This window comes from Enterobacter cloacae complex sp. IR53041 (genome assembly GCF_049238285.1).
GTDB lineage: Bacteria > Pseudomonadota > Gammaproteobacteria > Enterobacterales > Enterobacteriaceae > Enterobacter > Enterobacter roggenkampii.
The window spans coordinates 20,834-41,585 of the sequence record NZ_JBMKHB010000011.1; the positions used below are offsets into that span (position 1 = coordinate 20,834).

Genomic DNA, 20,752 nt, shown 5'->3' on the forward strand with positions numbered 1-20,752 from the left:
ATTTCCCTGATGTTGGCTGGTGTGGTTAAACGGGCATTTCGCCCAAATAAATCTGTGCAATCTGGTCGTCGTTGAGCATCGCTGTCGATTCGCCATGATGAACAATGCTGCCGCTGTCCATTACCCACGCGCTGTCGGTCACTTCCAGCGCGAGCCGGGCGTTTTGTTCGATAAGCAGCAGGGCGACGCCGCGCTCGCGCAGCCCGGCAATAACGGCAAATATGTTCTCGACCATCTTCGGGGCAAGGCCCATTGACGGCTCGTCGAGGATCAGCAGGCGCGGGCGGCTGAGCAGGGCGCGGTTAAGGGCCAGCAGCTGTTGCTCGCCGCCGGACAGCAGCCCGGCAAGCTGATGCTGGCGCTCGCCCAGACGCGGGAAGCGTTCGAAAATTTCGTTCATCTCGCCCCTGACGGTGACAGTGTCACGCCTGAGCCAGGCGCCCATCTGCAGGTTTTCCAGAACCGTCATGCGGGAGAAGATCCCGCGGCCCTCCGGGACCATCACCAGTCCGTCGCGGAGCAGGGTCTCCGGGCTCTGTTTACGTACCGCTTTACCGCTGAAGACAATGCTGCCGCTAAAGCTTTCCAGCCCGGTAATGGCGCGCACGGTGGAGCTTTTCCCCGCGCCGTTAGCGCCGATCAGCGTAGCCTGTTCGCCCTCGCGCAGGGTAAAGGAGACATCGCGTACGGCCTGAATGCCGCCGTAATGCACGTCCAGACGTTCCACCTTCAGTAATTCAGACATGGGCGTTACCTCCAAGCCAGGCGGCGATCACTGCCGGGTCGCGCCGCACGCTTTCCGGCGTGCCGGTGGCGAGCGTTTTGCCGTAATCGAGCACCGTCAGGCGATCGCAGATGCCCATCACCAGCTTGACGTCATGTTCAATCATCAGCAGGGTTTTGCCGTCATCGCGGATGCGGATGAGCAGCTCGCCGAGCGCCACTTTTTCCGCCGCGTTCATCCCGGCGGCGGGTTCATCCAGCGCCAGCAGCAGCGGATCCGTTGCCAGCGCGCGGGCGATTTCAAGCCGACGCTGATGGCCATAGGCCAGGTCGCAGGCGCGATAGTGGGCGAACTGCGCAATGCCGGTATAGTCCAGCCAGTGCCAGGCCAGCTCGCGGGTCTGCTTCTCTTCTTCGCGAGCGCGTTTATGGCGGCTCAGCGCGGCCCACAGGCCGTTACGGGTGCGCACGTGGCGGCCCACCATCACGTTTTCCAGCACCGACATCTCGTTGAAGAGGCGCACGTTCTGGAAGGTGCGGGCAATCCCGGCGGCGGTCACTTTCTCTATCTGCTTCGGGAAGTAGGGCTTATCGGCAATCGAAAACTCGCCGCTGTCCGCCGGATAAAGCCCGGTGATCAGGTTAAAGCAGGTGGTTTTTCCCGCGCCGTTGGGGCCGATCAGCCCGTAGATCTCGCCTCTGTTCACGGTAATCGAAACGTCATCCACGGCAGTCAGCCCGCCGAAGCGTTTTGACATGTTGCGTACGGTTAACAGACTCATGCCTTCACCTCCTTGTGGCGTACCGGCCAGATGCCGGACGGGCGCACCAGCATCACCAGCACCAGTGCCAGACCGTAAAACAGCTGTCGCAACACTTCAGGATCAATCAGCACCGTACCGAACAGCGCCTGCTGCACCGGCGCTGCCTGGCTGCGCAGCAGTTCCGGCAGGGCGGTAAGCAGTACCGCGCCCAGGATCACGCCCGGAATGTGCCCCATACCGCCCAGCACCACCATCGCCAGTACGGCAATCGATTCCTGTAAGGTGAAGGATTCCGGGGAGACAAAGCCCTGAAACGCGCCGAAAAGCGCACCCGCTACGCCGCCAAAGGAGGCGCCCATCGCAAAGGCGAGCAGCTTATAGTTACGCACGTTGATGCCCATCGCACGGGCCACATCTTCATCCTCGCGGATGGCGTGCCAGGCGCGGCCGATACGGGAATGCTGCAGGCGCAGGCAGACGAAGACGATCGTGATAATCACCAGCATCAGCAGGTAGTACCACAGCCACAGCGCGGGTACTTTGAAACCAAACCAGTGGTATACGCCGCTGAACTTCAGGCCGAACAGGTTCAGCGTATCCACCCCGGTAATGCCCTTTGCGCCGTTGGTAATGTTTACCGGACGGTCGAGGTTACGCATCAGGATGCGGATAATTTCGCCAAAGCCGAGGGTCACTATCGCCAGGTAGTCCCCGCGCAGCTTCAGCGTGGGCGCACCGAGTAAAATCCCGCAGACGGCCGCCACGAGGGCGGCCAGCGGGATAATGAGCAGATACGAGGTGTGCAGCCCGTCCGGGAACCAGACGCCGAGGATCGGAAACACCTCCAGCAGGTGCGGGGAGGCCATCAGTGCCGCGAGGTAGGCGCCGACCGCGTAAAAGGCGATAAAGCCCATGTCCAGCAGGCCGGTATAGCCGACCACAATATTAAGCCCGAGCGCCAGCATGATGTAGAGCAGGGCGAAGTCGATGACGCGCACCCAGTAGTTGCCGCCAAGCTGCGTGGCTACCACGGGCGCAATCAGCAGCGCGAAGCAGAACAGGCTCATGCCTGACCAGAATTTGCGCGTCGTCGCCGGGGTCTGGAGTTGAAGTGTTGTCATGGAATTCCTTACGCCCTGTTCGCCACGCGCTCGCCCAGCAGGCCAGCCGGACGGAAGACCAGCACCAGGATCAGCACCATAAAGGCAAAGACATCCTGATAGTTGCTGCCAAATACGCCGTGGGTCAGTTCACCCAGGTAGCCTGCTCCCAGCGCTTCGATAATGCCGAGCAGAATGCCGCCAATCATGGCGCCCCGAATGTTGCCAATGCCCCCCAGCACGGCGGCGGTAAAGGCCTTGATCCCGGGCAAAAAGCCCATCGAGAAGCTGGCGTTACCGTAGTTGCTGGCCATCATCACGCCTGCCAGCGCGGCAAACGCCCCGCCAATCGCAAACGTCAGGGTGATGATGGCGTTTGGGTTAACCCCCATCAGCGTGGCCACGCGCGGGTTTTCCGCCACGGCGCGCATGCCGCGCCCCAGACGGGTGTATTCCACCAGCAGCCAGAGCCCGGTCATCACCGCCAGCGCCAGGACAACGGTGACGATACCGGTGACGGTGACGATGGCAGGAGGATGCGCTTCGCTGCCGGACGTGACGGCGATAGGGTCCATCGGCAGGATCTGCGGGAACATCAGCGGGTTGCGCGTCCAGATAATCATCGCCACGGTTTGCAGCAGGACCGAAACGCCGATACCCGAGATCAGCGGCGCGAGGCGCGGCGCGTTGCGCAGTCGACGGTAGGCAAAGCGTTCCACGGCCATCGCCAGCAGGGCGCAGACGGCCATGGCAATCATCAGGGCAACGCCGAGCTGCAACAGCTGCGGCATATGCGGAAAAGTGGTATTCAGGGCATTACTGGCGGAGAGCGTGGTGAGCGCGCCGACCATCAGAATATCGCCGTGAGCAAAGTTAATAATGCGCAAAATGCCATACACCATGGTATAGCCCAGCGCGATCAGCGCGTAGATGCTTCCCAGCATCACACCGTTGATCAGTTGTTGTATGAGTGTATCCAACGTCTGTACCCGCAAAGTGCTCGTTCTGCGGCTACCATCCAATAAATGAATAAAATTGTAAAATACACATCTATTATTTCTTATGATAAATAGATATTGTTCTATCTTTATGATTTATATAAATATAATGAAGACCTGTTTTTGGGTGAAAAGCCTAAAGAAATCAACATATGAATAAAACAGAACAATTGGTTGGCCTGCCTGCGTATGCAGAAAGTCGCCTTGCAAACGATCCGCCGCTTCGGGCTGTGCGTGCCTTTGAGGCCATTGCCCGGCTGGGCAGCGTCACGCTGGCCGCGCAGGAGCTGGACATTTCTCCGTCGGCCGTCAGCCATCAGCTCAGGGTGCTCGAAGGGTACCTGCAAATGCCGCTGACGGAGCGTCAGGGGCGCAGGCTGGTGCTGAGCCAGCACGGGCGTGAATACTACCGCTCGATCCGTGCGGCGTTTAACGTGCTGCGCCAGGCGACGGAGCACCTGGCGGAGCAGGCGCAAACGCGTCAGGTCACCATCAGCCTGATCCCGCTTTTTGGTATGGGGTGGTTTATCCCGCGCTTGCCTGCGTTCATGCGCGCCAATCCCCAAACCGAGATCAACGTGGTCTATGCCAACCATCGTAACTATCTGAGCGACGCATCGGATATGTCGATTCGTTTTGGTAACGGGCAGTGGGCGGGCTATCAGAGTGAAAAGCTGATTTCCGGACAGATGGTGCCGGTGTGCAGCCGCGCGTTTTTGCGTATTCACGGCCATATCGACACGCCTGAGCAACTGCTGCAGATGCCGCTGCTGCACGATGAGGAGCGCACGACGTGGGCGCAGTGGTTTGTACAGCAGGGGGTGAAGCGTCCCGTTCGCCGCAGCGGTCCAATGTTTGAGGACGGTCTGCTGACGCTGGCGGGCGTACAGGCGGGTCTGGGGTGTGCGCTGATGCGGGAGCCGCTGATTGCGCCGTATCTTGAGAGCGGTGAGCTGGTGAAGATCTTTGACCTACCGATTGATGACGGACGCGACTATTACCTCTGCGTGCGCTCAGATTCAGAGATGACCGAGGACGGCAAGCTGCTGCAAAACTGGCTGCGGCGGGCAGCGGGCGGGGAGTCGTCTGGCGGGTAAAAGAGGGCGATAAAAAAGCCAGCTGTTCAGCTGGCTTTTGGAGAGACAAGATTTAGAACTGGTAGGTCAGACCCAGCGCTACGATGTTGTCGGTACCGATGCCTGCCTGGCGAGTGAACTTGTTGTCATCGAGCAGGTTGATTTTGTAATCCACGTAGGTGGACATGTTTTTGTTAAAATAATAGGTCGTGCCAACATCGATGTATTTCACCAGATCCTGGTCGCCGAAGTTTTCGATGTCTTTGCCTTTAGACTGCAGGTAAGCGATAGACGGACGCAGGCCAAAGTCGAACTGATACTGGGCCACAACTTCGAAGTTTTGCGCCTTATTTGCAAAGCCGTAAATGTCGGTACGCTTGTTGTTAGAGGTACCGAAACGGGTTGCATTGTAGGTCTGAGAGTACTGCGCCGCGAGGTAAACGTTGTTCGCGTCGTATTTCACACCGCCGCTGTACACTTCGGCGCGGTCGCCTTCACCGTATACGCCAGCCGCATTCTGGTCAGCGGTACGACGGGAGGAGGACATTGCACCACCTACGCTGAAGCCTTCGCCCAGATCGTAAGTCAGGGATGCGCCATAGCCGTCACCGTTCTGGTTCAGCAGGCTGCGGCCGCTGGTGTTTTCACCACTTACGCTGCCGTTTTTACCCTGATACTGCAGAGCAAAGTTCAGGCCATCAACCAGACCAAAGAAGTCCTGGTTACGGTAGGTTGCCACGCCGTTAGCACGAGACTGGAGGAAGTTGTCGGCACCGTAGGTGTCACCGCCGAATTCTGGCAGAACGTCGGTCCAGGAGGTCACGTCGTAAATCACGCCGTAGTTACGACCGTAATCGAATGAACCTGCTTCCGCGAACTTCAGACCTGCAAACGCCACACGAGTCCAGGACTGGTTGTCGCCTTCGTCTTTGTTGCCCTGAATCTGGTATTCCCACTGGCCGTAACCGGACAGCTGATCGTTAACCTGGGTTTCACCCTTGAAGCCGATACGCATGTAGGTTTTATCGCCATCTGCGCCAGCATCATCAGAGAAATAGTGCAGACCTGTCACTTTACCGTACAGATCCAGTTTGTTACCGTCTTTGTTGTAAATTTCGGCAGCGTTAACAACGCCTGCTGCCAGCATGGAAGTGACTGCCACTGCAACTAATTTAAGTTTCATCTTAAATGTTCCTTATAATTTTTTTCGGTATTTCCTGAACCACTTTGAACGATTTCTAAACGAGGCTGTTCGTCAATGGCATGCTATTCTTAAAAATCTCGTAGTCTTATTTCAATAATAAGTTTCAAAATATTAGAGATAATTTCAATTAGTGTGATCTCGATCGTCTGAGAAGGCGATCATTCAAACAATGTGGTCGGAATTTATACGATTAATAGTTATTTAGTCAGTGGGATTATTGCTTTTACTATAATTTATGATGGTTTTTGTTTATCGCGTTAAATTTCGCAATTTTCGAGGGTTTAATGAGGGTGGTATTGCTGCTTTTCTTTAAAAACAATGGGTTATTTGATTTTTCAGCGTCTATTCCGCATATTATCATAAAACTGTCAGAGCTGAATTATTGCACGCCATGCTATCCTGAGCGTTAATATTCATTACTCACTAATTTCATTGGGTTGTCAGTTTGTGTCAACTCGCTTCAGGTGGCTTTACAGAAGGCGTTCAATATAAACCGAACTTAAACAGACGCTCTATTATCATGATAAATATTCTGATGTCTGATCACATTTTAAATTTATGTTAATTATGTTGCCGGGTTGAAATTCCCCCGGCCAGTCGAGCAGCGTTATTTTCGTGTGGCGTACCAGCAGAGCAACGACCCGGCGCAGACCATCAGCGCGCCTTGCCAGAACGAGAATGACAGGGGGGAGCTTAGCACCGCGGCGGCAAGCGCGGCAGAAAGCACGGGGGTAAAATAGGATACGGCAGCCAGAACCGTGACGTTACCGTGCAGGATGCCAATATTCCAGGCGGCGTAACCAAACCCAAGCGCGATACCGCACATAACCAGCTTCACGACTACCGGAAGCGTGAACACCATGTCGGGCTGATCGCTCAGGGCATATTTCACCCACAGACTCAGCGCGGTCAGCAAAACAAACAGGGTGATGCCGTTTTGCCCTTTCGCAAATTTGCTGGTAACGGTGCAATAGGCGGCCCAGATAAAGGCCCCGGCAAACGCCAGCGCATAGCTCAGAGGGCTGGAAACGACATTCCGGGTTATTTCCTCAAGGTGTAATCCTTCTTCGCCGCCCAATACCCAGCACACGCCCAGCAGCGAAATGAGCAAGCCGGGGATCACCCACAGGGTAGACTTTTGCCCGTTGAACAAAATCGCAAATACGATCGTCAGGCTCGGCCAAAGGTAATTGACCATGCCCACTTCAATCGCCTGCGATCGCGTTGCGGCATAGCCCAGCGACAGCGCCAGACATATTTCGTAGCTGACAAATAAAACGCTGCCGGCAATAAGATAGCGGGGAGAAAACCGTCGGATATCAGGAAATCCTACCGTCACCAGACACAGTAATCCGCTGAGGGTGTAAATCATCGCTGCACCGCCAACAGGGCCCAATGCCTCACTCACGCTGCGAATAAGGCCGACCATGGTGCTCCATAACAGTATCGCCGCCAGCCCAATAAGCGTTGCTCTCTTTCTGTCCATTATTCGCCATCACAATAAAAATTAAAGGAAAAATGTATCGCATTACGCCTGTCGCTGTCGTGAATTATTCTCTTAAGCCGTTAATCAAAAAGGGGTAATGAAACGTTGCGGAGGTGACTATTAAGGGGGGGAAGGCTGATGACCTTGATTTGACGCAAAAAAATCAGGGGCTTTGCTGTTAGTTTGCGGCGCGAAGTCTTTTCAGATAACGAGGACAGCAATGGACGTCAGCCGCAGACAATTTTTTAAAATCTGCGCGGGCGGTATGGCCGGAACAACAGCCGCAATGCTGGGATTTGCTCCCAAAATGGCGCTGGCTCAGGCACGCAACTATAAACTGCTGCGCGCCAAAGAGATCCGTAACACCTGCACATACTGCTCCGTGGGTTGTGGGCTTTTAATGTATAGCCTGGGCGATGGCGCGAAGAACGCCAGAGAAGCGATTTATCACATTGAAGGGGATCCGGATCATCCGGTGAGCCGCGGGGCGTTATGCCCGAAAGGGGCGGGGCTGCTGGACTACGTCCACAGCGAAAACCGCCTGCGCTACCCCGAATACCGCGCGCCGGGCTCCGACAAATGGCAGCGTATCTCCTGGGATGAGGCCTTCTCCCGTATTGCGAAATTGATGAAAGCCGACCGCGACGCCAACTTTATTGAAAAGAACGCGCAGGGCGTGACGGTCAACCGCTGGCTTTCCACCGGCATGCTATGCGCCTCGGCGGCCAGTAATGAAACCGGCATGCTGACGCAAAAATTTGTGCGCTCGCTCGGCATGCTGGCGGTAGACAACCAGGCGCGCGTCTGACACGGACCAACGGTAGCAAGTCTTGCTCCAACATTTGGTCGCGGTGCGATGACCAACCACTGGGTTGATATCAAAAACGCGAACGTCGTGGTGGTGATGGGCGGTAACGCCGCTGAAGCCCATCCGGTGGGGTTCCGCTGGGCGATGGAAGCGAAAAACAACAACGATGCGACGCTTATCGTCGTCGATCCGCGCTTTACGCGTACGGCATCGGTGGCCGATATCTATGCGCCGATCCGCTCCGGTACGGACATTACGTTCCTGTCCGGCGTGCTGCTGTACCTGATCGAAAACAACAAAATTAACGCGGACTACGTTAAGCACTACACCAACGCGAACCTGCTGGTGCGGGATGATTTTGCCTTCGAAGACGGGCTTTTTAGCGGTTATGACGCCGAAAAACGCCAGTATGATAAAACGTCCTGGAACTATCAGTTCGATGAAAACGGCTATGCGATGCGCGATGAAACGCTCACGCATCCGCGCTGCGTGTGGAACCTGCTGAAACAGCACGTCTCCCGCTATACGCCGGACGTCGTGGAGAACATCTGCGGCACGCCGAAAGCGGACTTCCTGAAGGTGTGTGAAGTGCTGGCTTCCACCAGCGCCGCCGACAGAACCACCACGTTCCTGTACGCGCTGGGCTGGACGCAGCACACCGTGGGCGCGCAGAACATCCGCACCATGGCGATGATCCAGCTGCTGCTCGGCAACATGGGGATGGCAGGCGGCGGCGTGAACGCGCTGCGCGGCCACTCAAACATTCAGGGTCTGACCGATCTCGGTCTGCTCTCCACCAGCCTGCCGGGCTACCTGACGCTGCCGTCTGAAAAGCAGGCCGATCTGCAAGCATATCTTGAGGCCAATACGCCAAAAGCGACGCTGCCGGATCAGGTGAACTACTGGAGCAATTATCCGAAGTTCTACGTCAGCCTGATGAAATCCTTCTACGGCGATGCGGCGCAGAAAGAGAACGACTGGGGCTTTGAGTGGCTGCCGAAGTGGGATCAGGCTTATGACGTCATCAAGTATTTCAACATGATGGATAAGGGCGACGTCACGGGGTATATCTGCCAGGGCTTCAACCCGGTGGCCTCCTTCCCGGACAAAAACAAAGTCGTTCGCAGCCTGAGCAAGCTGAAGTACATGGTGGTTATCGATCCGCTGGTGACCGAGACCTCCACCTTCTGGCAGAACCACGGGGAATCGAACGATGTCGATCCGGCGTCGATTCAGACCGAAGTGTTCCGCCTGCCGTCCACCTGCTTTGCGGAAGAGGACGGCTCCATTGCCAACTCCGGCCGCTGGCTGCAGTGGCACTGGAAAGGCCAGGACGCCCCGGGCGAAGCGCGAAACGACGGCGAGATCCTGGCCGGGATTTACCACCGCCTGTGCGAAATGTACCGCACCGAAGGCGGCAAAGGTGCAGAGCCGCTGCTGAAGATGAGCTGGCATTACAAGCAGCCGGATCGTCCTGAATCCGAAGAGGTCGCGAAAGAGAACAACGGCGTGGCGCTGGCGGATCTGTATGACGCGAACGGCAATCTGGTGGCGAAGAAAGGCCAGCTGCTGAACAGCTTCGCGCTGCTGCGTGACGACGGTACCACGGCATCATCCTGCTGGATCTACACCGGCAGCTGGACGGAGCAGGGTAACCAGATGGCCAACCGCGACAACGCTGACCCGTCAGGCCTGGGTAACACGCTGGGCTGGGCTTGGGCATGGCCGCTGAACCGTCGCGTGCTGTACAACCGTGCGTCCGCCGACGTGAACGGCAAGCCGTGGGATCCGAAGCGCATGCTGATCCAGTGGAACGGGACGAAGTGGACGGGGAACGACATCCCGGACTACAGCACCGCCGCGCCGGGCAGCAACACCGGGCCGTTTATCATGCAGCCGGAAGGGCTGGGACGCCTGTTCGCCCTCAACAAGCTGGCGGAAGGGCCGTTCCCGGAACACTACGAGCCGATGGAAACGCCGCTCGGCACCAACCCGCTGCACCCGAACGTGGTCTCCAGCCCGGTGGTGCGTATCTACGAAGACGACGTGCTGCGCCTGGGCAAAAAGGACAAGTTCCCGTACGTAGGGACGACCTACCGCCTGACCGAGCATTTCCATACCTGGACCAAGCACGCGCGGCTTAACGCCATCGCGCAGCCGGAACAGTTTGTGGAGATAAGCGAAACGCTGGCGAAAGCGAAGGGCATCGCCAACGGCGATCGCGTGAAGGTGAGCAGCAAGCGCGGCTTTATCCGCGCGGTGGCGGTGGTCACCCGCCGCCTGCAGTCGCTGAACGTGCACGGCCAGCAGGTGGAAACCGTCGGTATCCCGTTGCACTGGGGCTTTGAAGGGGTGGCGCAGAAAGGCTACATAGCCAATACCCTGACGCCAAACGTCGGCGATTCCAACTCGCAAACGCCGGAGTACAAAGCGTTTCTGGTCAACATCGAGAAAGCGTAAGGAGCGATTAAATGGCGATGGAAACACAAGACATTATTAAACGCTCCGCGACCAACCCGATAACGCCCGCGCCCCGCGCGCGGGACTACAAGGCAGAGGTCGCCAAGCTTATCGACGTCTCCTCCTGCGTGGGCTGTAAGGCCTGTCAGGTGGCCTGTTCGGAGTGGAACGATATTCGCGACGAGGTGGGGCACTGCGTTGGGGTGTACGACAATCCGGCGGATCTGAGCGCCAAATCCTGGACGGTGATGCGCTTTAGCGAAACCGACCAGAACGGCAAGCTGGAGTGGCTCATCCGCAAAGACGGCTGCATGCACTGTGAAGATCCGGGCTGCCTGAAGGCGTGCCCGTCTGCCGGGGCAATTATCCAGTACGCCAACGGGATCGTCGATTTCCAGCAGGACAACTGCATCGGCTGCGGGTACTGCATCGCGGGCTGTCCGTTTAATATCCCGCGCCTCAATAAAGAGGATAACCGGGTATACAAATGCACCCTGTGCGTGGACCGCGTCAGCGTCGGGCAGGAGCCTGCCTGCGTGAAGACCTGTCCAACCGGCGCCATTCATTTCGGCACCAAAAAAGAGATGCTGGACGTGGCGCAAGAGCGCGTCGATAAGCTCAAAGCGCGGGGCTACGACAAAGCGGGCGTTTACAACCCGCAGGGCGTGGGCGGCACGCACGTCATGTATGTGCTGCACCATAGCGACCAGCCGGAGCTGTACCACAACCTGCCGAAGGATCCGGCGATCGATACCGCCATCAACCTGTGGAAAGGGGCGCTCAAGCCGCTCTCCGCGGCGGGCTTTATCGCCACCTTTGCCGGGCTGATTTATCACTACATCGGTATCGGGCCAAACAAAGAGGTGGATGACGACGAGGAGGAGCATCATGAGTAAGTCGAAAATGATAGTGCGCACCAAATTTGTCGATCGCGCATGTCACTGGACGGTAGTGATCTGCTTCTTCCTGGTGGCGGTATCGGGAATTTCGTTCTTCTTCCCGACGCTGCAGTGGCTGACCGAAACCTTCGGTACGCCGCAGATGGGGCGCATTCTGCACCCGTTCTTCGGCGTGCTGATTTTCGTGGTGCTGATGTTTATGTTCGTGCGCTTCGTCCATCACAATATCCCGGACAAGCAGGATATCCCGTGGGTGAAAGGGATCGTTGAAGTCCTGAAGGGTAACGAGCACAAAGTCGCGAAGGTGGGGAAATACAACGCCGGGCAGAAGATGATGTTCTGGACCATCATGAGCATGATTTTTGTGCTGCTGGTGACCGGGGTGATGATCTGGCGTCCGTATTTTGCACACTACTTCCCGATACAGGTGATTCGCTACGCGCTGCTGATCCACGCGACGTCGGCCATCATTCTGATTCACGCCATCCTGATCCATATGTATATGGCGTTCTGGGTGAAAGGATCGATTAAAGGCATGATTGAAGGGAAGGTGAGCCGCCGCTGGGCGCAGAAACACCATCCGCGCTGGTACCGTGATGTGGAACGGCTGGAAGCGAAACAGGAAAGTACGGAAGGGATGAAGTAAAACCTGCGCCGTCGGCTTTGCCCGGCGGCGCTGCGCTTGCGCGGGCCTACTCTTCAAATCAGAACCGCTCTTCCACATACCGGAACGGGTATTTCGTGGGTTTGACCTTGCCGATTTTGCGCTTCGGTAAATCCACCTTGTCGACGTGAATTTCTTTATACGGGATCTGCGAAAGCAGATGCGAAATAATATTCAGGCGCACGCGTTTTTTATCCTCTGAACGCGCCACAAACCACGGCGCCCAGGCGGTATCGGTGGCTTCAAACATGGCGTCGCGCGCAAGGGTATACTCATCCCACAGGTTAAAAGACTTAATATCCATCGGCGACAGCTTCCAGATCTTACGCCCATCGTTAATACGGTCGCGCAGGCGGCGCTCCTGCTCTTTCGGCGTCACCTCCAGCCAGTACTTCAGGAGGATAATCCCTGCATCGACCATCGCTTTTTCCATAACCGGCGCGCCGTCCAAAAATTTCTCTGCCTGTTCTTCCGTGCAGAACCCCATCACCCGCTCAACGCCCGCGCGGTTATACCAGCTGCGATCGAAGATCACGATTTCGCCAGCCGAAGGCAGGTGGGGCACATAGCGCTGGAAGTAGAGCTGGCTTTTTTCTTTTTCCGTTGGGGCAGGGAGCGCAACAACGCGAAACACGCGCGGGCTGACGCGCTCGGTGATCGCTTTAATGGTGCCGCCTTTGCCAGCACCGTCGCGTCCTTCAAAAACAATACACACTTTTAACCCTTTGGCGACGACCCACTGCTGGAGCTTAACCAGTTCGACGTGCAGGCGGCGGAGCTCTTTTTCATACTCTTTGGTCTTAAGCGGTGCATTCGATACAACATCAACAGCGACAGGGGTTTTCTTTTTGCTTCCCATGATTGTCATCCTCAGGTTGTCCGGCGTGGAAAAAGCGAGGCCGCACTATGAAGTGTAATCCACTTGTTATTATGCGTTTTGTTTTTAGGTAATTAATTTCACAATGCTTTTTTAAGCTGATACTGAAGTATTCACGAAGGTGCTGAGCACCCATTCCCCTATAAGAATGCTGAGGATTCAATAAAATCAGCACGTTTAATCCCGTTCTTTATATGTGGTTAATGCGATAATTTCATTCTTATTTACTTAAAGGAACTAAGAATGAGTTGGAATAAAGACGCTGCGGTTTCTTATCTCCGTTCACACGCTCTGGGGTGCTCTCATAGTGAATGTGCTAAGGATGCACTGATGAAAAGAATATTGTTATCATTCGTTATGTTGCTGGTGGGATGCTGTTCGGCTGCCAATCAAGAACGTAGCGCACAAGACGCTACAGAATCATTTTATAAATCCTATCTTTCCGTATTCGGCAGCGATGAAACCAGGCCTTATCCTGCCGACGAACTGCGTAAATATGTTTCTGCTGATACTATTGCTCGTATCAATGCTATTCAGGAAATCTCTGAACAAGAGTTAATAGAGTCTGACTATTTTACGTATACCCAAGATTACTCCCGTGAATGGATACCTGCGTTACGAGTGGAAAACGCCAGACCATTTTTAAACGGTGAAGCAGTCCAGGTTATTGAAGGGGCGGGTAACGGGAGAAGCATCCATCTTGAGGTATTTCTTCGTCGTGAAGATGATGCATGGAAAATTTACCGCGTTCGTGACGTAACGAACAATCACGAGCACCCAATTTTCGATGCTGGCGCGATTACACGCGCTAAAGCAGCGGCAGAAAGCACACCGTAAAAGCCAGACCTTAAACCCTTTAAAGCCCTGACGCCTGCCGGGGCTTTTTGTTTGCCAATCCCACCGCGTAGCAGTTGGAGAAAACCCCTGAATTAATGGATTAACCTGTCAGCCATCTGATTTGAACTGGCTCACCATACAAGATTATTCAATAATGCCCGCTGCGAGTGATTAACCCGTGGTTGAGGTATGAAAAAGACAATATTTTCGTTGGCGCTTGGCACATTTGGCCTGGGCATGGCTGAATTTGGCATTATGGGCGTGTTAACCGAGCTGGCGCGTGACACCGGTATTTCGATTCCCTCCGCCGGGAATATGATCTCGTTTTATGCCTTCGGCGTGGTGATTGGCGCCCCGATTGTGGCGCTGTTCTCAGGCAAGTTCTCGTTAAAAACCACGCTGCTGTTTCTGGTTGCCCTGTGCGCGGTCGGGAACGCTCTGTTTACGTTTTCTACGTCATATTTCTGGCTGGCGGCCGGGCGCCTGATTTCCGGTTTTCCGCACGGCGCGATTTTCGGCGTCGGGGCGATTATTCTGTCTAAAATTGCGCCGCCGGGGAAGGTGACGGTCGCGGTGGCCGGGATGATCGCCGGAATGACCGTCGCCAACCTGGTGGGTGTGCCGCTCGGCACCTGGCTGGGGCACCAGTTCAGCTGGCGTTATACCTTTTTCCTGATAGCCCTGTTCGATGCGCTGGTGATCCTCTCGGTGCTGATCTGGGTGCCGGATATCCATGACAAAGCAGAAATTAAACTGACCGAGCAGTTCCAGTTCCTGAAGAAACCGGAGCCCTGGCTGATTTTTGCCGCCACCATGTTTGGTAACGCCGGTGTGTTCGCATGGTTCAGCTTCGTTAAGCCGTTTATGGTCAACCTTTCTGGCTTTTCTGAAGGCATGATGACGATCATCATGATGCTGATGGGCCTTGGCATGGTGTTGGGCAATCTGCTGAGCGGCAAGCTCTCGGGGCGCTTTAGCCCGCTGCGCATTGCGGCGACTACCGACATGGTGATTGTCGCCTCGCTGCTGCTGCTTTTCGCCCTGGGCGAACTGAAAACGGCCTCGCTGGTGATGGGCTTTATCTGCTGCGCCGGTCTGTTCGCGCTCTCTGCGCCGCTGCAAATTTTGCTTCTGCAAAATGCGAAGGGCGGCGAGATGCTGGGGGCGGCCGGAGGGCAGATGGCGTTTAATCTCGGCAGTGCGATCGGGGCGTACTTTGGCGGGATGATGATTACCCTCGGCTTTAGCTGGCGCTACGTCACGCTGCCTGCGGCGTTACTCTCGTTCTCGGCCATGAGTGCATTACTGATCTACGGTTACCTGCGTGCCAGGCAGGCTCAGGCTAACGCGCGTGCGCTAGCCTGATGGAAGTCAGGCAAGCCAGGGCTCGCCCAGGGTCAGCATCAGGCGGTTGGCCCAGGCGAAGAACGCGGCGGACTGCACCAGATCAAGCTGGGCTAAGGTGTCCAGCCCCTCTTTTTCCAGCGCGGCAAGGTGCAGCGGCGTGGCGGCAGGCGGGGTAACCGACAGCGCTGCCGCAAAATTAATCTCCGCCTGCCAGCGCGCAGACTGCCCCTCGCTCAGGGATTGTCCCGGACGCACGGCCAGCAGGGCCTCTACCGCCGCGTCATCCTTTGACAGCTGGCTGGCTTTCCGCGCATGGACAGATGCGCAGTAGATGCAGCCGTTAATTTTACTGGCGACCGTTGCGGCCAGCTCGCGCTCGGCGCGCGGCAACCCCCCCGGCGTATAAAAAATCCCCTTATCCGTTAGCGTGCGCTGTTCAAGCACCGGCAGGTTGCGCCCCAGCAGGCGGAAATAGTCGGAATCGGTGTGGCCAAATTTCGCCAGGATCGCAACCTCGTCATCACGAAAATCCGCCAGCGGTTTGGCAGCGATCCACGGCTCCCAGCCCAGCTCCTGCTGGGTGAAGGCGACGGGAGCCGCCTTCCCGGTGGCCGTGGTGGCGGTCGTGTGCCAGACGCCTGCCGCCACCGGCGCATCGCTTGTGGCGACGGGCCTATCGTTCAGCAGCCGCAGCCCGGCAATCAGTCGGCTCTGGAAGCTGACAAAGGCGATAAGCTGCGCCAGCGTCACGATGCCTTCCTTGCTCCAACCCGCCTGGGTCAGCGCCCTTAACGATGTCGGCGTGGCTTCGACGGGGGAGAAGGTCAGCAGGCGCGCGAAATTGAGCGCCGGGGTCAGACGGTCTGAGGTCGGGTCTGCCAGGCCAAACCCCGCATAGTGCGCGGCCAGCGCCTCCGCGTTGTGCCACCTCGCAACTTTTGCCGCGACGGCGAAGCGCTCGTCCAGCGCAAAATCGCTATCCTGCTGGGTAAATAAGATTTCGTAGCTGCCCTGGGCGTGGCGCGTGGCGGCGTCCCGCGTGGCGCGCGCCTCTGCCAGAGGGGAACCGGGTTTGATTTCCGCCAGCTCGGCGAGAATGTCGTGACTTAATGACATAGGTGTCTCCTCAAAGGATGTGGGGGGCAATATGTTCGGCGATCAGTTCGATAGAGCGCAGGGTGTCGCGATGGGTGGGCTCGACCGAATGGACCTGGAATGAGATGTCCGTGGCGCGCCGGAGAACGGAATCGGCCTGCAGCGAACGCAGCACCGTCTCGGGCGAACCGATGTGGGCGTCGAACTGGCGACGAAAATCGGTGACGGTGTCACCTTTAACCGTATGTCCGGCAGCGCGATGCTGCTGGGCCTGTCTGGTGAGACCCGGCGTCGCAACCTTCAGCGCATAGTCATCGCTGTCGGCGACGAATGCCGTACGGGAGGCCAGAATGCGCGGTGCGATACCGGCGGGCAGGGCCTCAAGGTAGGCATCCACAATCGGGTTCTGAATCGCGTCGAGCGTGAGATCCAACTGGTCTGCCGGACGCGGCTGCGTGCGGGAGAGCATCAAACCGTGTCCGGCCCGCGCGGCGCGAACGGCGCCGTCGACGGAAAAGGTGGCAATCCAGATCCTGTCAGCCAGCTGTGGCGCTGGCGGGTAGAGGAGGTTATCCGGATGGGTGAGTGAATCCCCGCGCCAGGCGCTCTGGATCACATGTAAATGGTCGGCAAAGGCCGCGCCGCGCTGTTCAAACGTCAGTCCGAACGGCAGGAAAGAGGTCGGCGTGCCGCCCGAACCAAAACCGACTTCGAGACGTCCATCGGCGAGTAAATCCAGCACCGCCGCATCTTCCGCCACACGCAGCGGGTTTTCCATCGGCAGGGTGATGATGGCCGTGCCCAGCCGGATGGTTTCGGTATGCGCCGCAACGTGGGCAAGAAACAGCAGCGGCGACGGCAGGCCGCCTTCATTCTCATGGAAGTGGTGCTGCGCGATCCAGGCGCTGTCAAAACCGTGGCGTTCGGCGTGGCGGATCTGTTCAGTTGCCAGACGATAGCGCTCTTTCGGCGTGGCGTCGTCAAGCAGGCGGGTGAAAAATCCCAGGCGTTTTCGCGTCATGCGAACTCCTCCGTAGCGGGTGAAAAATGGGGAATGGCGGCAATCAGCTCGCGGGTATAGTCGTTCTGCGGTGACGGGAATAAGGTCTCGACGTCACCGTGTTCGACCACCTGACCGCTGCGCAGCACCGTGACGCTGTGGGCGATCCGGCGAACGGTAGAGAGATCGTGCGTGATGAACAGGTAGGTTAATCCCAGCTGCTGCTGCAGCTGCTGAAGCAGCGCCAGGATCTGCGCCTGGACGGTGACGTCCAGCGCGGAGGTGGCTTCGTCCAGCACCAGAATGGTCGGTTCCAGGATCAGCGCCCGGGCGATGGCTACGCGCTGGCGCTGTCCGCCTGAAAGCTCCCTTGCGGTGCGGGTCAGGAGTTCGACGGGCAGGGCAACCCGCTGCGCCACGGTCTCCACCCGGGCCTTTCGCTCCGCCTTGGCGAGGCGAGAAAAGTTCTTCAGGGGCTCTTCGATGATCTCGCACAGCGTCTGACGCGGGTCGAGAGAGGCGAACGGGTTCTGGTAAACAAACTGGATCTTCTGGCGCAGCTGACGGCGGGCCTCGCGGCTGAGGTCGGTGGCATCAATGTCGTCAATAATGACCTGCCCGCTGTCAGCCTGTTCAAAGCCCAGCAAAATACGGGCGAGGGTAGTTTTCCCGGAGCCGGATTCACCGACCAGCGCGTGCGTGCTGCCGCGTCTGACGTCAAACGTCACCCGATCCAGCGCCTGCAGCTGATGACCTTTACCCAGCGAGAACCGTTTGCTGATGGCGCGGGCGCGAATGGCCGGTGACGCGAGCGGGAGACCGGCTACCGGGGCGATGGTCAGGCGCTGGCCCTGAAGATCGCTCAGCAGCTGACGGGTGTAGGCGTGCTGCGGCGTGCGGACGATATCGGCGGTGTCGCCATGCTCCTGAACCTCACCGTTGCGAAACACCAGCAGCCTGTCCGCGCGCTGGGCTGCCAGGGCCAGATCGTGGGTGACAAACAGAACGGCGGTACCCGATTCCCGGCGCAGGATATCCAGCAGGTCGAGAATGCGTTTTTGCACCGTCACGTCCAGCGCGCTGGTGGGCTCATCGGCAATGATGACGTCCGGGCTCAGGGCAATGGCGATGGCAATCAGCACGCGCTGTTTCATCCCGCCGGAGAGCTGATGCGGATACTGCGTCATGCGCTGTTCGGGGTGGCTCAGGCCGACCTTTTTCAGCAGGGCGAGCACCTGCTCGTCGCGTTGGGCGTGAGTCACCTTCTGGTGCAGCTGAATAATTTCCCCGACCTGCGCGCCGATCGTCTTCACCGGATTGAGTGAATTACCCGGATCCTGCGGAACCAGGCTGATTCGCGCCCCGCGAAGGGTATCGAGTCGCTTCGCTGACCACCGGCTAATCTCCTCGCCGTTGAGCACGATTTTCCCCGCATCCCGACGGGCGTTATCCGCCAGCAGGCCGATGATCGCCTGCGCCGTGGTCGTTTTGCCGGAACCGGATTCGCCGACAAAGGCCAGCATTTCCCCCCGCTGAAGGGCGAAGCTGACGTTATGCATCACCTCGCGCCACCGGCGCGCGGTACGGTAGCTGATGGTCAGGTTTTCTACCGAGAGTACGGTCATTTCAGGCCTCCGCTGAACTGCTGGCTGATACGGTTGGTGGCCAGCACGACGGCGATGACGACCACGCCGGGGAAGGTGGTTAACCACCAGGCGGTAGAGAGATAGTTACGCCCTTCGGCGATCAATAAGCCCCATTCCGGAACGGGCGGCGGGGTGCCGTAGCCGAGAAAGCTCAGCGTGGAGAGGGCCAGAATGGCCTGACCAAACTGTAGCGTGGCAAAGGCAAGGACGGCGGTTAAGGCGTTGGGCAGGATGTGTCGCCACAGCACCGCCAGGAACGTCCCGCCGCTGCCGAACGCCGCCTCGACATAATCCGTATGGCGGATGCGCACCACTTCACCGCGCGCGAGGCGGGCGAAGCTGGCAATGGAGGCCACGCCGACGGCAATGGCGGCGTTAACGGTGCCAAACCCGAGCAGAATAATGACCGTCAGCGAGAGCAGCAGAGACGGAATGGACAACAGCACGTCGACAAAACGCATCAGGAAAGACTCGACGCGTCCTGCGAACGCCCCGGCGATCACCCCGAGACCGGTGCCCACCACCAGCCCCATCGTGACGGCAGCGAGCGCCGCGCTCAGGGAGTGGGACGCACCGTACACAATACGGGTGTAAACATCGCGGCCAAGCTGATCGGTGCCGAGCCAGTGGCCCGCCTGCGGCGCCAGACGTTGCGCTCCGGCGATGCCCTCAATCGGGCTGTAGTGGGTTAACAGGCCGGGGGCTACGGCGGCAAAAATCGCGAGAATAATCACCGCCCACGCCAGCCACAGTCCCGGCTGCCACGCGACGCCCTGCCAGCCGGGAACGCGTTTTCGCGCCGCGGCAGCGTAATCGACCAGGCTCATGATGCACCTCCGGTAAAGGTTTGCAGGCGGGGATCCAGCAGCGGCATCAGCAGGTCCACCAGCAGATTGATCAGGACAAAGCCGAGGGCGGAAATCATCACCACCGCCTGAAGCACGGCGATGTCCTGGTTATTTACCGCCTGCTGGGTCAGCTGCCCGAGCCCGCTGCGGCCAAATACGGTTTCGGTGATTAGCGCTCCGGCAATCAGCTCGCCCAGCAGCAGCCCGGCAATATTGAGTACCGGCAGCAGGGCGTTGCCGGTGACGTGACGCCACAGGACGGCGGTTTCACTCAGCCCTTTGGCGCGGGCCACGGCGACAAACGGCTGCGTCGCCACCTGGTCCAGGCTGCGCATTAGGATTTGCGCCAGCGGGGCGGAGATCGGGATCGCGACGGTCACGATCGGCAGGATCAGCCCCTGCAGCGGCGTCGGGTTAATCACCGGGATCAGCCGCAGCTGGAAAGAAAAGAGCTGGATGAGGGCAATCCCCAGCCAGAACGTCGGTAAGGAGATAAACAGGACCGGTAGAGACTGGAGAGTATTACTTAGCCAGCGCAGACCCGGCAGACGCGACGCAAAGGCCAGCGCAAACGCCAGCAGGACCGCGAGTAAAAAGGCGGGCAGGGCGAGGCTCAGGGTATCCGGCAGATTGCTGGCAATCAGCTCGCTGACCGGCACGCCGGCCTGTAACGAGTAGCCGAAATCCCCGCGCAGCATCGCCAGCAGCGTGTGGCCGTATTGCTGCCACAGCGGGCTGTCCGCGCCGTAGGCCACGCGCATCTCCTCGATTTGCGCCGGGCTCAAGCCCAGGTCGGGGTTCTGAAATTTAATCAGCACCGCGTCGCCCGGCAGCACCTGGAGCAACACGAACGAGAGGGTAAAGGCGGCCCACAGTACCAGCAGCCCGTGCCAAAGCGTTGAAGAAGTGCGTGGCGCATC

At 57.9% G+C, this 20,752-nt stretch carries 17 protein-coding genes and 1 pseudogene; 6 read left to right on the forward strand and 12 right to left on the reverse strand.

The window, feature by feature from the left end; all coding sequences use genetic code 11:
* Positions 1–25: 25 nt before the first annotated feature.
* From ACOTXF_RS10045 to ACOTXF_RS10060, 4 genes are read right to left on the reverse strand one after another with little or no spacing between them, the layout of a single operon-like run.
* The gene (locus tag ACOTXF_RS10045) at positions 26–745 is read right to left on the reverse strand and encodes an ABC transporter ATP-binding protein (protein WP_023292329.1); all 720 of its coding nucleotides are present in this window, start codon (positions 743–745) and stop codon (positions 26–28) included.
* Entirely contained in the window at positions 738–1,505 is a 768-nt protein-coding gene (locus ACOTXF_RS10050; protein ID WP_047745592.1) for an ABC transporter ATP-binding protein, read from the reverse strand. The genes ACOTXF_RS10045 and ACOTXF_RS10050 overlap by 8 nt, the downstream gene beginning before the upstream one ends.
* A complete protein-coding gene (locus ACOTXF_RS10055) occupies positions 1,502–2,608 on the reverse strand; it encodes a branched-chain amino acid ABC transporter permease (protein WP_045415778.1) in 1,107 nt (368 codons plus the stop codon). The genes ACOTXF_RS10050 and ACOTXF_RS10055 overlap by 4 nt, the downstream gene beginning before the upstream one ends.
* Positions 2,609–2,616: 8 nt before the next feature.
* Positions 2,617–3,567 (reverse strand): branched-chain amino acid ABC transporter permease, encoded by a 951-nt coding sequence (locus ACOTXF_RS10060; protein WP_032663474.1) that lies wholly within the window; start codon positions 3,565–3,567, stop codon positions 2,617–2,619.
* A gap of 170 nt (positions 3,568–3,737) precedes the next feature.
* Here ACOTXF_RS10060 and ACOTXF_RS10065 point away from each other — a divergent pair, with 170 nt between their 5' ends.
* Positions 3,738–4,682 (forward strand): LysR substrate-binding domain-containing protein, encoded by a 945-nt coding sequence (locus tag ACOTXF_RS10065; protein WP_008501734.1) that lies wholly within the window; start codon positions 3,738–3,740, stop codon positions 4,680–4,682.
* Positions 4,683–4,734: 52 nt separating this feature from the next.
* Here ACOTXF_RS10065 and ACOTXF_RS10070 read toward each other — a convergent pair whose 3' ends face one another.
* A complete protein-coding gene (locus ACOTXF_RS10070; protein WP_032647384.1) occupies positions 4,735–5,844 on the reverse strand; it encodes a porin OmpC in 1,110 nt (369 codons plus the stop codon).
* 628 nt (positions 5,845–6,472) lie between these two features.
* Positions 6,473–7,351, reverse strand: coding sequence for an aromatic amino acid DMT transporter YddG (gene yddG / locus ACOTXF_RS10075; protein WP_047745598.1), 879 nt, complete (start codon positions 7,349–7,351; stop codon positions 6,473–6,475).
* Between the two features lie 220 nt (positions 7,352–7,571).
* Here yddG and fdnG point away from each other — a divergent pair, with 220 nt between their 5' ends.
* Genes fdnG through fdnI form a run of 3 tightly spaced genes read left to right on the forward strand, consistent with a single transcriptional unit; the run spans position 7,572 to position 12,164 of the window.
* Positions 7,572–10,619, forward strand: a complete 3,048-nt coding sequence (gene fdnG / locus ACOTXF_RS10080) for a formate dehydrogenase-N subunit alpha (protein ID WP_232926915.1) — start codon at positions 7,572–7,574, stop codon at positions 10,617–10,619.
* Positions 10,620–10,630: 11 nt separating this feature from the next.
* The gene (fdxH, locus tag ACOTXF_RS10085; RefSeq protein WP_047745603.1) at positions 10,631–11,515 is read left to right on the forward strand and encodes a formate dehydrogenase subunit beta; all 885 of its coding nucleotides are present in this window, start codon (positions 10,631–10,633) and stop codon (positions 11,513–11,515) included.
* Positions 11,508–12,164: a formate dehydrogenase-N subunit gamma gene (gene fdnI / locus ACOTXF_RS10090; protein WP_008501728.1), complete on the forward strand. Its 657-nt coding sequence runs from the start codon at positions 11,508–11,510 to the stop codon at positions 12,162–12,164. Before fdxH ends, fdnI begins: the two co-directional genes overlap by 8 nt.
* Before the next feature lie 58 nt (positions 12,165–12,222).
* On the opposite strand, the gene ppk2 is transcribed toward fdnI, so the two are convergent.
* Positions 12,223–13,041, reverse strand: coding sequence for a polyphosphate kinase 2 (gene ppk2, locus ACOTXF_RS10095; protein WP_008501727.1), 819 nt, complete (start codon positions 13,039–13,041; stop codon positions 12,223–12,225).
* A 261-nt stretch (positions 13,042–13,302) separates the two neighbouring features.
* Here ppk2 and ACOTXF_RS10100 point away from each other — a divergent pair, with 261 nt between their 5' ends.
* Both ACOTXF_RS10100 and araJ read left to right on the forward strand, forming a co-directional pair.
* Positions 13,303–13,896: a YbjP/YqhG family protein gene (locus ACOTXF_RS10100; protein ID WP_223861880.1), complete on the forward strand. Its 594-nt coding sequence runs from the start codon at positions 13,303–13,305 to the stop codon at positions 13,894–13,896.
* 189 nt (positions 13,897–14,085) lie between these two features.
* Positions 14,086–15,261, forward strand: coding sequence for an MFS transporter AraJ (gene araJ, locus ACOTXF_RS10105; protein ID WP_047745608.1), 1,176 nt, complete (start codon positions 14,086–14,088; stop codon positions 15,259–15,261).
* A gap of 6 nt (positions 15,262–15,267) precedes the next feature.
* On the opposite strand, the gene ACOTXF_RS10110 is transcribed toward araJ, so the two are convergent.
* From ACOTXF_RS10110 to ACOTXF_RS10130, 5 genes and pseudogenes are all read right to left on the reverse strand, one after another.
* Positions 15,268–16,359: an alkylhydroperoxidase domain protein gene (locus ACOTXF_RS10110; RefSeq protein WP_023327543.1), complete on the reverse strand. Its 1,092-nt coding sequence runs from the start codon at positions 16,357–16,359 to the stop codon at positions 15,268–15,270.
* A 10-nt stretch (positions 16,360–16,369) separates the two neighbouring features.
* Positions 16,370–17,359: a putative FMN-dependent luciferase-like monooxygenase gene (locus ACOTXF_RS10115; protein ID WP_047745610.1), complete on the reverse strand. Its 990-nt coding sequence runs from the start codon at positions 17,357–17,359 to the stop codon at positions 16,370–16,372.
* Positions 17,356–18,963 carry a dipeptide ABC transporter ATP-binding protein gene (locus ACOTXF_RS10120; protein WP_048962770.1) on the reverse strand — a complete coding sequence of 536 codons (1,608 nt, stop codon included), beginning with the start codon at positions 18,961–18,963 and terminating at the stop codon, positions 17,356–17,358. The genes ACOTXF_RS10115 and ACOTXF_RS10120 overlap by 4 nt, the downstream gene beginning before the upstream one ends.
* The gene (locus ACOTXF_RS10125; protein WP_023327540.1) at positions 18,960–19,811 is read right to left on the reverse strand and encodes an ABC transporter permease; all 852 of its coding nucleotides are present in this window, start codon (positions 19,809–19,811) and stop codon (positions 18,960–18,962) included. The genes ACOTXF_RS10120 and ACOTXF_RS10125 overlap by 4 nt, the downstream gene beginning before the upstream one ends.
* Positions 19,808–20,751: pseudogene (locus tag ACOTXF_RS10130) on the reverse strand (ABC transporter permease). The gene ACOTXF_RS10125 and the pseudogene ACOTXF_RS10130 overlap by 4 nt, the downstream one beginning before the upstream one ends.
* Position 20,752 lies beyond the last annotated feature (1 nt).